The organism is Massilia horti (genome assembly GCF_004614195.1).
Taxonomy (GTDB): domain Bacteria; phylum Pseudomonadota; class Gammaproteobacteria; order Burkholderiales; family Burkholderiaceae_D; genus Telluria; species Telluria horti.
The window spans coordinates 22,003-39,345 of record NZ_SPUM01000090.1 but is presented as its reverse complement, the minus strand read 5'-3'; the positions used below and the strand labels follow the sequence as shown (position 1 = coordinate 39,345).

Annotated in this window: 12 protein-coding genes; 6 read left to right on the top strand and 6 right to left on the bottom strand. The window is 65.7% G+C overall.

Annotated features, from left to right (window positions below; genetic code table 11):
- Nucleotides 1-150 precede the first annotated feature (150 nt).
- From E4O92_RS13585 to E4O92_RS13575, 3 genes are read left to right on the top strand one after another with little or no spacing between them, the layout of a single operon-like run.
- Nucleotides 151-3,252: an efflux RND transporter permease subunit gene (locus tag E4O92_RS13585; protein ID WP_135190288.1), complete on the top strand. Its 3,102-nt coding sequence runs from the start codon at nt 151-153 to the stop codon at nt 3,250-3,252.
- On the top strand, nt 3,249-6,449 hold the full coding sequence (locus E4O92_RS13580) for an efflux RND transporter permease subunit (RefSeq protein ID WP_135190287.1): 3,201 nt from the start codon (nt 3,249-3,251) through the stop codon (nt 6,447-6,449). The genes E4O92_RS13585 and E4O92_RS13580 overlap by 4 nt, the downstream gene beginning before the upstream one ends.
- Before the next feature lie 8 nt (nt 6,450-6,457).
- Entirely contained in the window at nt 6,458-7,891 is a 1,434-nt protein-coding gene (locus E4O92_RS13575; RefSeq protein ID WP_135190286.1) for an efflux transporter outer membrane subunit, read from the top strand.
- Nucleotides 7,892-7,923: 32 nt separating this feature from the next.
- Here E4O92_RS13575 and E4O92_RS13570 read toward each other — a convergent pair whose 3' ends face one another.
- The 4 genes from E4O92_RS13570 to E4O92_RS13555 form a co-directional block, all read right to left on the bottom strand.
- A complete protein-coding gene (locus tag E4O92_RS13570) occupies nt 7,924-8,955 on the bottom strand; it encodes a bile acid:sodium symporter family protein (protein ID WP_135190285.1) in 1,032 nt (343 codons plus the stop codon).
- A gap of 325 nt (nt 8,956-9,280) precedes the next feature.
- Nucleotides 9,281-9,685 (bottom strand): hypothetical protein, encoded by a 405-nt coding sequence (locus E4O92_RS13565; protein WP_229483344.1) that lies wholly within the window; start codon nt 9,683-9,685, stop codon nt 9,281-9,283.
- Between the two features lies 1 nt (nt 9,686).
- A complete protein-coding gene (locus E4O92_RS13560; RefSeq protein ID WP_135190284.1) occupies nt 9,687-10,208 on the bottom strand; it encodes a penicillin-insensitive murein endopeptidase in 522 nt (173 codons plus the stop codon).
- Nucleotides 10,209-10,221: 13 nt separating this feature from the next.
- Nucleotides 10,222-10,713, bottom strand: coding sequence for an Hcp family type VI secretion system effector (locus tag E4O92_RS13555; protein ID WP_135190283.1), 492 nt, complete (start codon nt 10,711-10,713; stop codon nt 10,222-10,224).
- Nucleotides 10,714-10,937: 224 nt separating this feature from the next.
- Between E4O92_RS13555 and E4O92_RS13550 the strand changes: the two genes are divergently transcribed.
- The 3 genes from E4O92_RS13550 to E4O92_RS13540 all read left to right on the top strand — a co-directional run bounded on the left by E4O92_RS13550 (nt 10,938) and on the right by E4O92_RS13540 (nt 14,537).
- Nucleotides 10,938-13,076, top strand: coding sequence for a S46 family peptidase (locus E4O92_RS13550; RefSeq protein ID WP_370660009.1), 2,139 nt, complete (start codon nt 10,938-10,940; stop codon nt 13,074-13,076).
- A gap of 349 nt (nt 13,077-13,425) precedes the next feature.
- Nucleotides 13,426-14,022: a nicotinamide riboside transporter PnuC gene (pnuC, locus tag E4O92_RS13545; RefSeq protein WP_135190282.1), complete on the top strand. Its 597-nt coding sequence runs from the start codon at nt 13,426-13,428 to the stop codon at nt 14,020-14,022.
- Nucleotides 14,023-14,024: 2 nt separating this feature from the next.
- Nucleotides 14,025-14,537 (top strand): AAA family ATPase, encoded by a 513-nt coding sequence (locus tag E4O92_RS13540; RefSeq protein WP_307721747.1) that lies wholly within the window; start codon nt 14,025-14,027, stop codon nt 14,535-14,537.
- Here E4O92_RS13540 and E4O92_RS13535 read toward each other — a convergent pair.
- Together E4O92_RS13535 and E4O92_RS13530 are read right to left on the bottom strand one after the other, a co-directional pair.
- Nucleotides 14,479-15,936, bottom strand: coding sequence for a sensor histidine kinase (locus E4O92_RS13535; RefSeq protein WP_135190280.1), 1,458 nt, complete (start codon nt 15,934-15,936; stop codon nt 14,479-14,481). The two genes, E4O92_RS13540 and E4O92_RS13535, sit on opposite strands and share 59 nt — an antisense overlap.
- Complete coding sequence (locus E4O92_RS13530; RefSeq protein ID WP_135190279.1) at nt 15,933-17,324, bottom strand: sigma-54-dependent transcriptional regulator; 1,392 nt, start codon at nt 17,322-17,324, stop codon at nt 15,933-15,935. Before E4O92_RS13530 ends, E4O92_RS13535 begins: the two co-directional genes overlap by 4 nt.
- Nucleotides 17,325-17,343 lie beyond the last annotated feature (19 nt).

Genomic DNA, 17,343 nt, shown 5'->3' with positions numbered 1-17,343 from the left:
GCTGGCGCGGTGGCGCCGGGCGCGGCGGCGCGGACGGGCAGGGGGCGCAAGGAGCGCAACGAGGGCAGGGAGGCCAGGAAGGACACCGCCGCCGCCAGCCGGAGGCCGCGCAATGAGTGTGAATGAGCGAGCGATCCGCCGGGTGACGCCATGAGCCCATCCGGACCGTTCATCCGCCGCCCGGTTGCGACCTCGCTGCTGATGCTGGCGATCGTGCTCGCCGGCCTGGTCGGCTACAAGTTCCTGCCGCTGTCGGCACTGCCGCAGGTCGATTTCCCGACCATCCAGGTGCAGACGCTGTACCCCGGCGCCAGCCCCGAGGTGATGGGGCGCACCGTGACCGCGCCACTGGAGCGCCAGTTCGGCCAGATGTCGGGCCTGGCGCGCATGAGTTCGACGAGCGCCGCCGGCGTGTCCGTGATCACGCTGCAGTTCACGCTCGGCCAAACGCTCGACGTCGCCGAACAGGAGGTGCAGGCCGCCATCAACGCCGGCGGCACGCTGCTGCCCACCGACCTGCCGGCGCCGCCGGTCTACGCCAAGGTCAACCCGGCCGACGCGCCGGTGCTCACGCTTGCGATCACTTCCGACACGCTGCCGCTGACCGAGGTGCAGAACCTGGTCAACACCCGGCTCGCGCTGAAGATCAGCCAGGTGTCGGGCGTGGGCCTGGTCACGCTGTCCGGCGGCCAGCGCCCCGCGGTGCGGATCCAGGCCAATGCCGACGCGCTGGCGTCCTACGGCCTCGGGCTCGATACCTTGAGGAGCGCGATCACGGCAGCCAACGCCAACAGCGCCAAGGGCAGCTTCGACGGCGCGCAGCGTTCCTATTCGATCAACGCCAACGACCAGCTGGTCGCTGTCCCCGATTACAAGAACCTGATCGTCGCCTACCGCAACGGCGCCCCGGTGCGGCTGGAGAACGTGGCGCGGGTGGTCGACAGCGCCGAGAACGTTCGCCTGGGCGCCTGGGCCAACCTGAAGCCCGCGATCATCCTGAACGTGCAGCGCCAGCCGGGCGCGAATGTGATCGCGACCGTGGACGCGATCAAGGCCCGCCTGCCCGAATTGCAGGCAGGCCTGCCGTCGGCGCTGCGGGTGGACGTGCTGACCGACCGCACCGCCGGCATCCGCGCCTCGGTCGAGCACGTGCAGATCGAGCTGGTGCTGGCAGTGGTGCTGGTGGTGCTGGTGATCTTCGCCTTTTTGCACAGCCTGCGCGCAACGGTGATCGCCAGCCTGGCGGTGCCGATTTCGCTGATCGGCACCTTCGGCGCCATGTACCTGCTCGGCTACAGCCTGAACAACCTGTCGCTGATGGCGCTGACAATCGCGACCGGCTTCGTGGTCGACGACGCGATCGTCATGATCGAGAACATCGCGCGCTACATCGAGGAAGGCGAAAAGCCGATGGCGGCGGCACTCAAGGGCGCGACCCAGATCGGCTTCACCATCATCTCGCTGACGGTGTCGCTGGTCGCGGTGCTCATTCCGCTGCTGTTCATGGGCGACGTGGTCGGCCGCCTGTTCCGCGAGTTCGCGGTGACGCTGGCGATCACGATCCTGATTTCGGCGGTGGTGTCGCTGACCCTGGTGCCGATGATGTCGGCGCGCTGGCTGCGCAGCCATGCCGAGGAACAGCCGAACGCGTTCGCGCGCCGCACCCAGATGTGGTTCGACCGCGTGATCCGGCGCTACGACTACGCGCTGACCTGGGTGCTGGAGCGCCAGGGCATGACGCTGCTGGTGGCGCTCGCCACGCTGGTGCTGACCGTGCTGCTGTACCTGTTCATCCCCAAGGGCCTATTCCCGACCCAGGACACCGGCCAGCTGCAGGCCCGGGTCGAGGCGCGCTCCGCGATTTCGTTCCAGCGCATGGCCGAAATGCAGCAGATGGCCGCGCGCGAAATCCTGCGCGACCCGGACGTCAAGTCGCTCAGTTCGGTGGTTGGGGTGGATGCGGCCAACAACACCATGCTCCACACCGGCACCATGCTGATCAACTTGAAGGACAGCCACGGCAACCAGGACAAGCTCATGGAGCGCCTGAAGCGCCGCGTCGACGAAGTCGCGGGACTGACCCTGTACCTGCAGCCGACCCAGGACCTGACCATCGACGCCGAAACCGGACCGACCCAATACCGGCTGGCGATCGAGGGCGCCGACACCGCCACCGTCAACGACTGGGCGCAGCGGCTGGCGCAGCGCATGCAGGCGCAGCCGGAACTGCGCAACGTGGTCACCGACGCCGGCGCCACTGGAGCTGCCGCCTACGTCACCATCGACCGCGACAGCGCGGCGCGGCTGTCGGTCACCGCCGCCTCGATCGACGACGCGCTCTACAGCGCCTACGGCCAGCGCATCGTCTCGACCATCTTCACGGAGACCAACCAGTACCGCGTGATCCTGGAAGCGCAGCAGGACGAGCAAATGTCGCTCGCCAACCTGGCCAACCTGCCGATCCGCACCGGCTCCGGACGCCCGACGCCGCTGTCGGCGATCGCCACCATCACCGAGCAGGCGGCGCCGCTGCAGCTCACCCACGTGGCGCAGTACCCCGCGACCACGATCGGCTTCGACACCGCGCCCGGCGTCAAGCTCGGCACGGCGGTCGAAGCGATCCGGCACGCCGCCGACGACATCAAGCTGTCGCCCGCGGTGAGCATGACCTTCCTCGGCGCGGCGGGCGCCTACCAGGCATCGCTCTCCAACCAGCTGTGGCTGATCCTGGCCGCGGTGGTCTGCGTGTACATCGTGCTCGGCGTGCTGTACGAGAGCTATATCCATCCGCTGACGATTCTCTCGACGCTGCCATCGGCGGGAGTGGGCGCGCTGCTGGCGCTCATGGTCACCGGCCAGGGGCTGGGCGTGATCGGCATCATCGGCATCATCCTGTTGATCGGCATCGTCAAGAAGAACGCGATCATGATGATCGACTTCGCGATCGAGGCCGAACGGGTCGACGGCAAGAGTCCGCGCCAGGCGATCCACCAGGCCGCGTTGCTGCGTTTTCGCCCGATCCTGATGACCACCCTGGCCGCGCTGTTCGCGGCGCTGCCGCTGATGTTCGGCTGGGGCCAAGGGGCAGAGCTGCGCCGGCCGCTCGGCCTGGCCATCTTCGGCGGGCTGGTGGTCAGCCAGTTGCTGACCCTGTTCACGACGCCGGTGATCTATCTCGGCTTTGACCGCCTGGCGCGGCGCTGGGGCCGCCGGCCCCAAGCCCAGCGGGGCGAGCGCGAGGTCGACGCATGAATTTGTCCGCGCCGTTCGTGCGCCGCCCGATCGCGACCGTGCTGCTCACGCTCGGGCTGGCGCTGGCCGGCATCGCCGCGTTCTTCGTGCTGCCGGTCGCGCCGCTGCCACAGGTCGACTTTCCGGTGATCTCGGTATCGGCCAGCCTGCCGGGCGCGAGCCCGGAAACGATGGCCAGCTCGGTGGCCACGCCGCTCGAGCGCCGGCTGGGCGTGATCGCGGGCGTCAACGAGATGACCTCGAACAGCGGCAACGGCTCGTCGCGCATCAACCTGCAGTTCGACCTGAACCGCAAGATCGACTCGGCCGCGCGCGAAGTGCAGGCGGCGATCAACGCCTCGCGCGCCGACCTGCCGGCCACCCTGCGCAGCAACCCGACCTACCGCAAGGTCAACCCGTCCGACGCGCCGGTGATGATCCTGGCGCTGACCTCGAAGACGCGCAGCCCGGGCCAGATCTACGACCAGGTGTCCAACCTGGTGCAGCAGAAGCTGGCGCAGGTGCAGGGCGTGGGCGACGTCGAACTGGGCGGCGGCTCGCTGCCGGCGGTGCGGGTCGACCTGAATCCCTACCAGCTGAGCCGCTACGGCGTCGCGGCCGAAGACGTGCGGGCCGCGATCCAGGCCACCAACGCCAACCGGCCCAAGGGCGCGATCGAGGGCAACGGCAAGCGGCTGCAGATCTACTCGCAGGCCAACACGGCAGGCGGCGGGCGCACCGCGGCTGACTACCGCGACCTGGTGGTGGCGTGGCGCGACAACGCGGCGATCCGGCTGCGCGACGTGGCCGAGGTCAGCGACGGCGTGGAAGACATCCACACGCTGGGCCTGTTCAACGGCGAGCCGGCGGTGATCGTGCTGGTCACGACGCAGCCGGGCGCGAACGTGATCCAGACCGTGGACGGCGTGCGCGCGCTGCTGCCGACGCTGCAGGCGCAGCTGCCTTCGGACGTGAAACTGCAGGTCGCCTCCGACCGCACCAACTCGATCCGCGCCTCGCTGCGCGAAATCGAACTGACGCTGATGATCTCGATCCTGCTGGTGGTGCTGGTGGTCAGCGTCTTCTTGCGCAGCGTGCGCGCCACCATCGTACCGGCGGTGGCCACCGTGGTGTCGCTGCTGGGTACGTTCGGTGTAATGTACATGCTCGGTTTTTCGCTCAACAACCTGTCGCTGATGGCGCTGACGGTGGCCACCGGCTTCGTGGTCGACGATGCGATCGTCGTATTGGAAAACACCAGTCGCCACGTCGAGCGCGGCATGGACCGGATGCAGGCGGCGCTCCTGGGCGCGCGCGAAGTCGGCTTTACGGTGCTCTCGATCAGCCTGTCGCTGGTGGCGGTGTTCATTCCGCTGCTGTTCATGGGCGGGCAGGTCGGGCGGCTGTTCCGCGAGTTCGCGGTGACCTTGTCCAGCGCGGTGCTCATCTCGCTGGTGATCTCGCTGACCACCACGCCGATGCTGTGCGCGCTGCTGCTGCGCCGCGGACAGATCGAACGCCAGCCGGGGCTGCTCGCGCGTCTTGCCGAGCGCGGCTTCGCGCGTGTGCTGCGGGTGTACGAGCGCTCGCTCGACTGGGCATTGGACAGCAAGCTGTTGGTGATGCTGATCCTGCTGTTCGTGGTCGTTCTTAACGTGTACCTGTACGTGGCGGCGCCGAAGGGCTTCTTTCCGCAGCAGGACACAGGGCAGATCAATGGCGGCCTGCGCGCCGACCAGAGCATCTCGTTCCAGGCAATGCAGGACAAGCTGCGCCAGCTGGTGGACATCATCAAGCGCGACCCGGCGGTCGACACGGTGGTCGGCTTCACCGGCGGCTCGCGCGCCGGCGGCGGCTTTTTGTTCGTGAACCTCAAGCCGGCCGGCCAGCGCAAGGACGGCGGCCAGGCCGTGATCGCGCGCCTGCGCCCGCAGCTGGCGCGCGTGACCGGGGTGTCGCTGTTCCTCAACCCGGTGCAGGACCTGCGTGGCGGCGGACGCAGTTCCAACTCGACCTACCAGTACACGCTCAAGAGCGACAACACCGCGGCCCTCAAGCGCTGGGCGATGAGGCTGGCGGACGCGATGAAGCACCAGCCGGAATTGATCGACGTGGACACCGACCAGGCCGAAAACGGCGTGGAAACCTATGTCAACGTCGACCAGGACAGCGCCGCGCGCCTGGGCGTGAGCGCGCGCGACGTCGATAACGCGCTGTACAACGCGTTCGGCCAGCGCCAGGTGGCCAACATCTATACGGAGCTGAACCAGTACCACGTGATCATGGGCGTGGCGCCGCAGTACGCGCGCTCGCCGGAGGCGCTGCGCGACGTATATGTGGCCGGCACGGCGAAAGGCGCAAGCGGGGCGGGCAACCTGACCGCCGCGCGCGACCCGTCCACCGGCCAGGCGCTGTCCGGCACGGCGAACGCGCTGGTGCCGTTGTCGGCCATCGCCAGTTTTTCCGAACGCTCGACCAAGGCCTCGGTCAGCCACCAGGACGGCGAGCTGGCCACCACGGTCTCGTTCAACCTGCAGCCGGGCTACAGCCTGTCAGACGGGCAGGCGGCGGTACAGCGCGCCGAGGCCGAAATCGGCATGCCGAACAACGTACGCGGCAGCTTCCAGGGGACGGCGCTTCAGGCTCAGCAATCGAACCAGCAGCAGCCGCTCCTGATCGTGGCGGCGCTGGTGGTGATCTACATCGTGCTCGGCGTTTTGTACGAAAGCCTGGTGCACCCGATCACGGTGCTGACCACGCTGCCGTCGGCCGGCGTGGGCGCGGTGCTGGCGCTGCTGCTGTTCAGGATGGACTTCTCGATCATTGCCCTGATCGGCGTGTTCCTCCTGATCGGCATCGTCAAGAAGAACGCGATCCTGATCATCGACTTTGCGCTCGAACTGGAGCGCGCGCACGGCTGGAGCGCGGTGGCGGCAGTGCGCGAAGCCTGCCTGCTGCGCTTTCGCCCGATCCTGATGACCACGCTGGCCGCAGCGCTCGGCGCGCTGCCGCTGGCGATCGGATTCGGCGAAGGCTCGGAGCTGCGCCAGCCGCTGGGTGTCTCGATCATCGGCGGCCTGCTGGCCAGCCAGTTGCTGACCCTGTTGACCACGCCGGTGGTGTACGTCCTGCTCGACAGGATGCGCCGCAAGAGCCCGGGCGAGCGCGAGCTGGCCCGCCATCCGCTTGAAGAAGAAGTCCCAACGCCATCGACATGAGTATGCCCATGCGTCCTGTTCCGCCGCTACGATATTCCCTGGTGCTGCTGTGCGCCGTTCTCGCCACCGGCTGCTCCGTCACGCCGGCTTACCACCGCCCCGTCACTCCCGAGCCTGCCGCGTTCAAGGAAGCGCACGGCTTCGTGCCGGCGGCGCCTGCGGATCTGCTCGAACGCGGCCCGTGGTGGCGCCTGTTCGGCGACCCGGTGCTGGACGAGCTGATGGCCAGCGTCGACATATCGAACCAGAATGTGGCGCAAGCGGTGGCGGCCTACGACCAGGCCCGCGCGCAAGTGACGCAGCAGCGCGCCTCGCTGTTCCCGCTGCTCGCGTTAGATGCCAGCGCCAACCGGTCCGGCGCGCGCGGCGAGGGTGACCTCGGGGACCGCTATCGCTTGTCACTGGATGGCAGCTGGGAGCCGGATGTCTGGGGACGGCTGCGCGCTGGCGTGGCCGGAGCCAATGCCATCGTCCAGTCCAGCGCCGCCGACCTGGCAGGGGCACGTCTGTCGGCCCAGGGCGCACTGGCGAGTAGCTACTTTTCGCTGCGCTCGTTCGACGCCCAGCGCGCGCTGCTGGCCACCACGATCGAAGGCTACAAACGGGTGCTGCAGATCACGCGCAACCGTTACGAAGCCGGCATCGCGCCGCAGTCCGACGTGCTGCAGGCGGAAACCCAATTGGCCAACAGCCAGGCCGACGACCTGACGCTGGCGAACCAGCGCGCGCAGGCCGAGCACACGATCGCGATCCTGATCGGCAAAGCGCCTGCGGACTTCTCGCTGCCGGTGGCGCCGGTGCGAATCACGATTCCCGAAGTGCCCGCGGGCGTGCCTTCGACCTTGCTCCAGCGCCGGCCCGACATCGCCGCCGCCGAGCGCCGCGTTGCCGCCGCCAACAACCAGATCGGCGTGGCGCGCGCCGCCTATTTCCCGAACATTGGCCTTAACGCCTCGTACGGCTCGACGACGAGCGCAGTCCCCGATTTGCTCAAGGCATCCAACGCCGTGTGGGCGCTGGGGATGACGGCGGCTCAGACCTTGTTCAATGCCGGGGCCACCAGCGCCGCCGTGAAGGTCGCACACGCGCAGCACGAATCAGCCGTGGCGCAGTACCGGCAGACGGTGCTGAACGCATTCGGGGCGGTCGAGGACCAACTGGCCGCCACGCGCATCCTGGCCGAGCAGAACGAATTGCGGCGCAAGGCAACGGAGGCCGCGGACAAGGTCGAGACGCAGCTGCAGAACCGCTACAAGATGGGCCAGGTGGTGTACACCGACGTCGTGACGGCGCAGGTGACGGCCCTGAACGCGCGGCGCGCGCTGGTGCAGTTGGAGGCGAGCCGGCAGCTCGCGGCGGTGGCGCTGATCCAGGCACTGGGCGGCGGCTGGCACGCCGACCTGCTGGCGGAAGATTCGCCGGACCAGATGCGGGCCAGGTAAGCGCAGGAAGCGGGGGGGAGTGCCCCGGCGTCCTACGCTTTGACTTCGCTTGCCTTTTCCTCGGCTTCGATTTCGGGCCGGCGCGCCCAGCGCTGCGCCAGCACGGCGCACACCATCAGCTGGATCTGGTGGAACAGCATCAGCGGCAAAATGATCATGCCCAGCGAGGTCGATGCGAACAGCACTTTGGCCATCGGTACGCCGCTCGCCAGGCTCTTTTTCGAGCCGCAGAAAATGATCGTGATCTCGTCTTCCCTCGAAAAGCCCAGGCGCCGGCTGACCAGCGCCGACAGGCCCAGGGCCAGCGCCAGCAACACGCAGGCGAACACCAACAGCCCAATCAGGGTCGGCAGCGATAGCTGGCGCCACAGGCCTTCGGTCACCGACGCGCTGAACGCGGTATAAACCACCAGCAGGATCGATCCCTGGTCGACGAACTTGAGCATCGGCTTATTGCGGTCGACCCAGCCGCCGATCCAGGGGCGCAGAAACTGGCCGGCGAGGAAGGGCACCAGCAGCTCCTCGACGATCGCGAGCACTGAATCGAGCGATGAACCGCCGGCAGCCGCGCCGCGCGCGATGAACAGGCCGACCAGCACCGGCGTGATGAAAATACCGAGGAAGTTGGACGCGGACGCGCTGCACACCGCGGCCGCCACGTTCCCGCGCGCCATCGCCGTGAACGCGATCGACGACTGCACGGTGGAGGGCAGCACGCACAGGAACAGGATGCCCAGGTACAGGTCGGGGGTGAGCAGGGCAAGCGCGAGCGGCTTGAGCGCGAGCCCCAGCAGCGGGAACAGTGCGAAGGTGATAACCAACACCAGAACGTGCAGGCGCCAGTGCGTCAGCGCCGACAGCAGCGCCTGGCGCGACAGCTTGGCGCCGTGCAGGAAGAACAGCAGGCCGATGGCGAACGTGGTCAGATGGCCAAGGCCGACGGCAACCGTGCCGGCGGCGGGGAGGAAGCTGGCGAGGACGACCATCCCCAGCAGCAGGACCATGTAGGTATCGATCGACAGCCGGCGCGCGGCTGCGGCGATGAGTTCGACGGTACGTCGCATCGTAATTCGAATATCAGGTAAGGAAGCCAGCCCGGGATTGTAATCTCATTCGTGCCGGGGTGTGGCGCAGCCGAGCCGGCCGTGACAACTGGCGGCGCCTTGGCGGTGCAGGGGCGTCGACACGTCGCCCATCATCCAGTTGAAAAATAGGGTCAGAGTCGAATATTCCGGCAACTTCCCAAACTTTCCGGCTATTCGACTCCGACCCTAGTTCTGGGGCAGCACCGGCGTTGCCAAGCAAATGGGGTCAGAGTCGTATTGTTCGGAAATTTAACAAAAATTCTGATTAATTCGACTCTGACCCCACGGTTTCTCGCTTGCGAATTCAACAGCTAATGGTGCCAATCGTGTCGCCGGTCTTGAGATTCAAGCCGATCCAGCATCGGTAAGGGCCGTCCTTGTCCTTCTCGTCTTGCGCAGTGTAGGAGCAAACAATGCCCTTCTTGACGCGGTCCCGGTCCCCCTTCTCAGAGCCGCATGTTTCGGGGTAATCGGGGCCTATCGAGTTGAAAATTTCCTTTGCAATGTTACCGTCCACAAGGAAGGTTAATCGGCGGTCATTCGCCGTGGGCGGGGTTGCGTCGGCCACGATTCCGGAATGGAATTTGTAGATTGCCCCCTTGAGCGGCTTCCACAGGCCATACGGATCACCGGAGAGGTCGGCGGCGTATGCAAGCGAGAGTGCGGTGGCCGCGGCCGCACATGACATCAGGCAGGTGATCATTCGCATGTCAGCCTCTCAATTCAATATGCATATGATGGTCGTGGTCGTGATACGGCCTGACGAACGGCACGCGGGCATCGTTGAAGAAAACTTTGGTGACCGGCGCGAACGTGCGGAACAGCTCAATCAGCTTCTTTGTGGCCTCCAAATCGTATTCCGCTTCAAACCACCGCACCGGCTCCTCACGGCCGTCTTTGCGTAAGGGCCGCACGTCCACCTGCAGGCCGTTTCTGTGTGAGTTGTGGTCGTCAGGCTTCCGCCCGCCCGGCAAGCTGATGTTCCCCACACCGAACCGGCGCCTGTCAATGGCCTGCCATTCCAGTCCCACGCGCAGGATGGCGGTCATCATGATCGGGTGTGCATACTGGTACGCCCCCAGGTCTGGTTTCCCGTAGAGCATGCCGTAGGTGTAGTAGCCCGAGTCCATCGGGGCCTGCGGCAGCATAAAGTAGCCGCGTGTATCCTGGGTCGGGCGCGGGCGCAGAGGATCGGGGCATCTTTCGTCGTCCTCGTATCTCCATTCGGCCATGGCAGGTCCTCCGTCACGCGATTTTGTTTGCGGCGAGGTCCCAGCCACCGACTGTACTTCCGCCAGCACCGCCACCGATCTTCTGCTGCGTATAGGTCCACTTGATCTTCGAGAACCGGAGGCCGATGTTATCGTGCAGGATGCTGCCTTGGCTGACTTGCTGTTCCATATTGGCGATCATGACGTTCTCCAGTTCCACCTGGTAGTACTTCACAGGCTTGCCCTGGCCGTCGGCCCGCATGAACTCCAGTTTGGCTTTCGGGATGGTTTTGCCCATCGAGCAGTGTTGCATCAGGATCGGCGAGGCCAAGTCCGCGAGTTTGGAAAGCGACAGGGCGCGATGCTCGCAACGTTCGGCGGTGTGCCCACCGCCAGTGGAAACGGTTGCGCTCCTGGGCTGCGTGACGCCCCATTGCGCCGAGACCAGCTCGATCCAGCCCTGGTGCGCAGAGTCGGCCGATTCTCCCTTGATGCCGTCGATCTGCAGATATACGTCGAATGCCATGATGTGCGTCTCCAAATTGATAGGAAGATTTTTTATTCTTCGCCAAAATGGGTATGGAGATATTGGCAATGCGCAAAGCAGTTGCGGGTGCGTATGGGACGCGGCAAGACATGCGTATCGGCGCTCGAGGTGCGCGTCGCCCGTGGTTGATACAATAATTAACTTAATCACGTATGCATGGAGGCTATACTTTCGGATTGCATCAATTTCATCCGGGGTACATCTTGTTTAAATCCATGGTCCTGCCGGTCGCCCTGTTGGGCGCCGCCGCCGCCGCGTTTGCCGATGAAGGTCAATGGCAACCGCATCAACTGCCGCAACTGAAGTCCGAACTCAAGCGGGTTGGCATCACGATCCCGGCCGAAAAGCTGGCCGATCTGTCGAAACATCCGATGAGCGCGATCGTTTCGCTCGGCGGCTGCTCGGCCTCGTTCGTTTCGCCCGACGGCCTGATCGTCACCAACCATCACTGCGGCTATTCGGCGATCCAGCGCAACTCGACCCCGGAGCACAATTACATCGTCAACGGCTTTTTGGCCAAGACCCGTGCCCAGGAGCTGCCGGGCGGTCCGAACACCCTGGTCTACGTGACCGAGAAGGTCGAGAACGTGACCGACCGCGTGCTCAAGGGCCTGTCGCCCAACCTGTCGGGCAAGGAGCGTCATGAGCAGGTCGAAAGCCGCATCAAGGCCCTGATCGCCGAGTGCGAGACCGACAAGGCGTACCGCTGCACGGTGCCGGCATTCCATCGCGGCCTGGAGTACTACCGCATCAAGCAGCTGATGATCCGCGACGTGCGCCTGGTGTACGCGCCGTCGGACCGCATCGGCAACTTCGGCGGCGACATTGACAACTACGAGTGGCCGCGCCAGACCGGCGACTTCAGCTTCCTGCGCGCCTACGTGGGCAAGGATGGCCGCCCGGCCGATCCGTCGCCGGATAACGTGCCATACAAATCGAAGGACTTCCTGGTGGTGTCAAGCGAAGGGCTGAAGAACGGCGATCCGATTCTGCTGGCCGGCTATCCGGGCCGTACCAGCCGCTACAAGCTCCCCAGCGAAATCCGGTTCGCGCGCGATGTCGACTACCCGGCCAAGGTCGCGTCGATCACCGCCGACCTGTCCGTGATCGCCGCCGCGACCATGGGCAATGAAGCGTATGACGTGCGTTACGCGAGCGTGGTCAAGAGCCAGAACAACGTGCTCAAGAAAACCCAGGGCCTGCTGGACGGCTTCGCGCGCAAGGACATTGCGGCGATCAAGGACGTGCAGGATGCCCAGTTCCGCGCCTGGTACAAGCAGAACGGCGGCGCCAACAAGAACCTGCTGGCCGAACTGGATGCGGCGATCGCGGCCGACATGACGCTGTCGCGCCAGGAGTTCGCGCTGTCCGAGGCGACCCATAGCGACCTGCTCAAGAACGCGCGCACGCTGTACCGGCTGGCGCTGGAACACACCAAGCCGGACGCAAAGCGCGAAGCCGGCTACCAGGAGCGCGACGTTTCGTTCATCAAGGCGCGCCTGACGCGCCTGGAGCAATCGTTCGTGGCGAGCGTGGACGAGGCGCGTTTTGCCGCGGCCCTGAAGCGCTACGCGAAGCTCGATCCGAAGACCCGGCCGCATGGACTGGACGCGCTGCTGCCGGCACCAGGCGCGATCCCGGCGCTGTACAAGTCGACCCAGCTGGGCGAGACCGACAAGCGCCTGGCGTGGATCGGCAAGGATCCGGAAGCCTTCCGCAAGTCGGACGATCCATTCATCCAGCTGGCCGTTCGTTTGCAAGACGTCGCCGGCGCGGTGGAAGAGCGGCGCAAGGAAGTCGACGGCAACCTGGAGCGCGTGATCCCGCAGTACATGGCTGCCGTGATCGAGTGGAAGAAGTCGCAAGGCAAGCCGGTATACCCGGACGCCAACTCGACGCTGCGTGTGACCTACGGCACCGTGTCGCCGTACTCGCCGCGTGACGGGCTGGTCAAGGGGCCGTTCTCGACGGTGCAGGGCATCCTGGAGAAGGCGACCAACAAGGATCCGTTCATCGTGCCGCAGGCGCTGACGCAGGCGGTCAATGAAAAGCGCTACGGCGTGTACAAGGATCCGGTGCTGGGCACGGTACCGGTTAACTTCCTGTCGAGCGCCGATACCACCGGCGGCAATTCGGGGTCGGCCGTCATGAACAAGCGCGGCGAGCTGGTTGGCCTGAATTTCGATTCGACCTATGAGTCGATCACCAAGGACTGGTATTTCGACAGCGCGATCACGCGCGCGATCCACGTCGACATCCGCTACATGCTGTGGGTGATGCAGGAGGTCGATCATGCCGACAATCTGCTCAAGGAGATGACCATCAAGTTCCCGAAGAAGTAAGCGGGCTTGAGGCGCGCCGCGGCACTGGTTCGCGGCGCCTCCTCGCACACGTAAATCTGAAAAGGCGTAGGGGGCGCGGGGCCGCCGAGGACCTTTGCGCACGCGGTTCGCGAACGATGCGGGGTGGAGCTCTCGCCACGGGCCTGAAAACTGTGACCGCGTGCGCACAGGTCCTCGGCGGCCCCGCGCCCCCTACGCCCATCCTCACGTGCATGGCCAGGATTCGCGCTTTCTGTTCTGCAAACTTAAAGCGCGCTTCCTTGGCGGTCGATGTTGCGAATTCATGCCGCCCGGCGCATACTCGGCGGTTCGCCGGCAGTACGCCGCCTTCTATTCCATCCTTTTTTCCATGAACGAAAGCCTTGTCTTTGCCGGCTTCACGACGACGCCGCTGGAACTGATTTCCTTTGCCCTGGCCATGGTCACGGTGCTGCTCAACATCCGGCAGAATCACTGGGCCTGGCTGTTCGCGATCATCTCGTCGGCGACCTACGGGGCAGTATTTTTCGATGCCCGGCTGTATGGCGACGCGGGCTTGCAGGGCGTGTTCATCGCGACCGCGGCCTGGGGCTGGTACCAGTGGCTGCGCGGCGCCCAAGGGGAGCAACTGGCGGTCACGCGCCTGTCCGGCACAGGCTGGGCATGGTCGGCGCTGGCCTGGCTGGCCGGGTATGTGCTGCTGGCTGCGTTCCTGAAGACTTACACCAATACCGATGTGCCGCATATCGACGGCTTCCTGACCGCAGGCAGCCTGCTCGGCACCTTTCTGCTGGCGCGTAAAAAGGTCGAGAACTGGCATACCTGGCTGGTGGTCGACGTGCTGTATGTGGGCCTGTACATCTACAAGGGGCTGATGCTGACCGCGATCCTGTATGCCGTGTTCTGCGTGATGGCGGTCGCGGGCCTGCGCGCGTGGAGCAATGTCGCGTTGGTGGAGGCGCGTTGAACGTGGCTGCGCGCATTGCGATCCTGGGCGCCGAGTCTTCGGGCAAGTCGACCCTGGCCGAGGCGCTGGCCAAGCGTTACGGTACGCTGTGGGTGCCCGAGTACCTGCGCGAGTTCGTCGAAATGCACGGTCGCACGCCGCACGAGCATGACCAGCTCTTCATCGCGCGTACCCAGCAGGAGCGCGAGGACGCGCTGGCATTGCGCGCGCGGCGCTTTTTGTTCTGCGACACCGCGCCCTTGATGACTGCGGTGTACAGCCGCTTTTACTGGGGCCGGCTGGAGGAGCGGCTCGCTGCGTTCGAGCAGGCGCACGACTACGCGTGGACGCTGGTGGCGGCGCCGGACCTGCCCTGGGAGCCGGACGGGCTGCAGCGCGATTCGGACGAGGTGCGGCAGGCGGTGCACCACAGGCTGCTGCAGACGCTGGACGAACGGGGCATCCCGTTCGTGCTGGTCACGGGCAGCTTGCAGCAGCGAGTGCGGCAGGTGGAGAGCCTTCTCGGCGCGCCGTAACATCCGCCCCGGCGCGAGTGGCCGGGAACCAGATATCGAAACGTGTTTCGGCATCAAAGCCGGGCGCCAGTGAATAGGTGCAGTCGTGGCGGTTCAGTACTTCGCGCACGAACATCAGGCCGATGCCCTGGCCGCCTTTCTTAGTGCTCACAAAAGGCGTGAACAGCTGGCGTTGCAAGGCGCCGCTGAGCTGGCCGCCCGAGTCGATGATCGAGAGCTTGATCCGGCCGCCGTCATTTTCCAGCGTCGCGCGGACGAAGCCGGCGGCGCCGGCGTCTTGCGCCCTGCGTGCGTCGATCGCTTCAATCGCATTCTTGACGATGTTAAGCAGCGCCTGCTCCATCAGCTGGATGTCGATCGGCTGCGGCGGCACAGAATCGCAGCGGCCCCATTCCAGCCTGATGTCGCGCGCATTGCATTGTTCCCGGTTTAACCACAGGATGCCGTCCACCACCTCCTTGAGGTTTGCAGGCCGCAGTTCAGGCGCCGGCATCTTGACTACGCGTGTGAAGCGCTCGATGAATTCGCCCAGGCTGACGTTGCGGCGCCTCACCGCAACGATGGCGGTACTGAAGTCGGTGGCGTCGCGCTCTGTCAGCTGGGACGCATAGTACCGCAGCGAGTCGAGCACCGAAGCGGTCGCCGCCACGGTGTTGTTGACCTCATGGGCCAGCACGCGGATCAGCTTTTCGTAGGCCGCCCGTTCCGAGCTTTCCAGTTCGGCAGTCAGCTCTTCGACCATCAGGAAGTCGCGCGCGAACCCGCGGTCGAAGAAGCGGCCGCGCTGGGCGCGGTAGCGCCGGCCGGCCGGATCGGTCAGCAGCCGCGCGTCGCCCGCTGTGAGCGTGTCGAGCTGCTTGAGGAGACTTAAGCTGCGCGCTCGCGCCACGTCGTCCAGCGTACTTGAGAGCAGGGCGCTGCCGTCCAGCCACGCGGCCAAGGGCTTGCCGCGCGCCTGTTCGAGCCCGAGCAGCGCGGCCGCGCTCGCGTTGAAGAGGCTGATGCCGCCGTCGAAATCGAATACCAGCACCGCGCTCGGGGTGGCTTCGAGCAGGCGGTCCAGGAAGCCTTGCTGCTCGCCGATCTCGAGGCGCTCGCGGTGCAAGGTGGCGAGCAGGGTGTTGAACAAGGCGACCAGTTCATCGAGTTCGCCGGCTTCGGGCGGCGCCAGCCGGTTCGCATAGTGCTGGTCCTGCAGCAGGTCGTGCAAGCGCCGTGTGTAGCCGAGCGGTTCGAGCGCCCGCTTGAGCAGATGGAACCCGCCGGCCAGGCTCGCCATCAGCAGCAATTCAACGGTCACGAACAAGCTTGCCTGCTCGATCAATAGCAACGCGGCCATTACGAACAGCAGGGTATGCAAACCCACCAGGTAAGCGGAGAGGCGCGTGCGCAGGCTCATGGCGCGGTGTCGGCGCCGGGGGCCGCCAGGCCATGCCGTTCCAGCCGGCGATAGAGCGCGGTGCGGGACAGGCCCAATGCCTTGGCCGCGCGCGAGATGTTGCGGTCGTGCTGTCCGAGCGCGCGTTCGATCATGTGCCGCTCGACCTGTTCAAGCGTCATGCCATCCACGCCCAGCTTGTGGGCCGCGCCTTCGTCGACGGCGCCGTTGGCGAGAAAATCGGCCTGCGTCAACTGCGCCTTGCCCGCTAATAGCAGCGTTCGTTCGACGGTTTGCCGCAGCTGGCGGATATTTCCGGGCCATGGCTGGGCGGACAGCCATTCGAGCGCGGCGCTGTCCAGGCCCACTTCGCCCAAGCCGTAGCTGGTGGCGACAGTGCTGGCGATATGGCGCGCCAGTGGCGGGATGTCGCTGCGCCGTTCGCGCAGCGGCGGCAGCCGGATCGTGATCAGGTTCAGGCGGTAGAACAGGTCCTCGCGGAACTCGCCGGCCGCCACCAGTTCCGCCAGTTCGCGGTTGGTGGCCGAGACCACGCGCACGTCGGCTTGCTCGGCATGGCTGGCGCCTACCGGCTGGTAGCGCTGGTCCTGCAGCACGCGCAGGAGCTTGACCTGGTCGGCACGGTTCATTTCGCCGATTTCATCGAGGAACAGCGTGCCGCCGTGCGCGCTGGCGAAGTGGCCCTTGCGGTCGGTCTTGGCGTCGGTGAACGCGCCGCGCACGTGGCCGAACATTTCACTCTCGAACAGCGAGGGCGTGATCGCGCCCATGTTTATTTTGACCACTGGCCGGTCCGCGCGCAGGCTGTTGCGGTGGATGGCGTCGGCGATCAATTCCTTGCCGGTGCCGCTTTCGCCCAGGATCAGCACCGGTGCGCGCGTGTGCGTTACTTGGCCGACCGTGGCCAGCACGCGCACCAGTGCCGGATGGTTGCCAACAATGCCGCTGAAGTCATACTGGCTGTCGAGCGCCTGGCGCGACTGCCGGCTGGAGGAGGAGGCCGCAAGCTCGAGCGTGGTGCGGATCAGCTCGACAAGCTGGCTGTTGTGCCACGGCTTGGTGAAGAAGTTGGCGGCGCCGGCCTTGACGCCTTTCACCGCCAGCGCAATCGAACCCCAGGCCGTCATCAGGAGCACCGGCATGGCCGGGTGGCGCTCCTTGATCCGCTCCAGCAGTTCCAGCCCTTCGTCGCCGCTGGTCTGCAATGAAAAGTTCATGTCCTGCAGGACCAGGTCGATGCCGCCGGCCGCCAGTTGCGCCAGCGCCTGCTGCGGGCCGTCGCAACAGAGCGCGTCGAAACCGGACTGCTTCAACAACAAGGCCAGCGAGACCTGGACTGCGCTGTCGTCGTCGACGATCAGGATGCGCTGCGGGCGGGTTGATTCCATCGTGTTTGCCGAGTTCCTT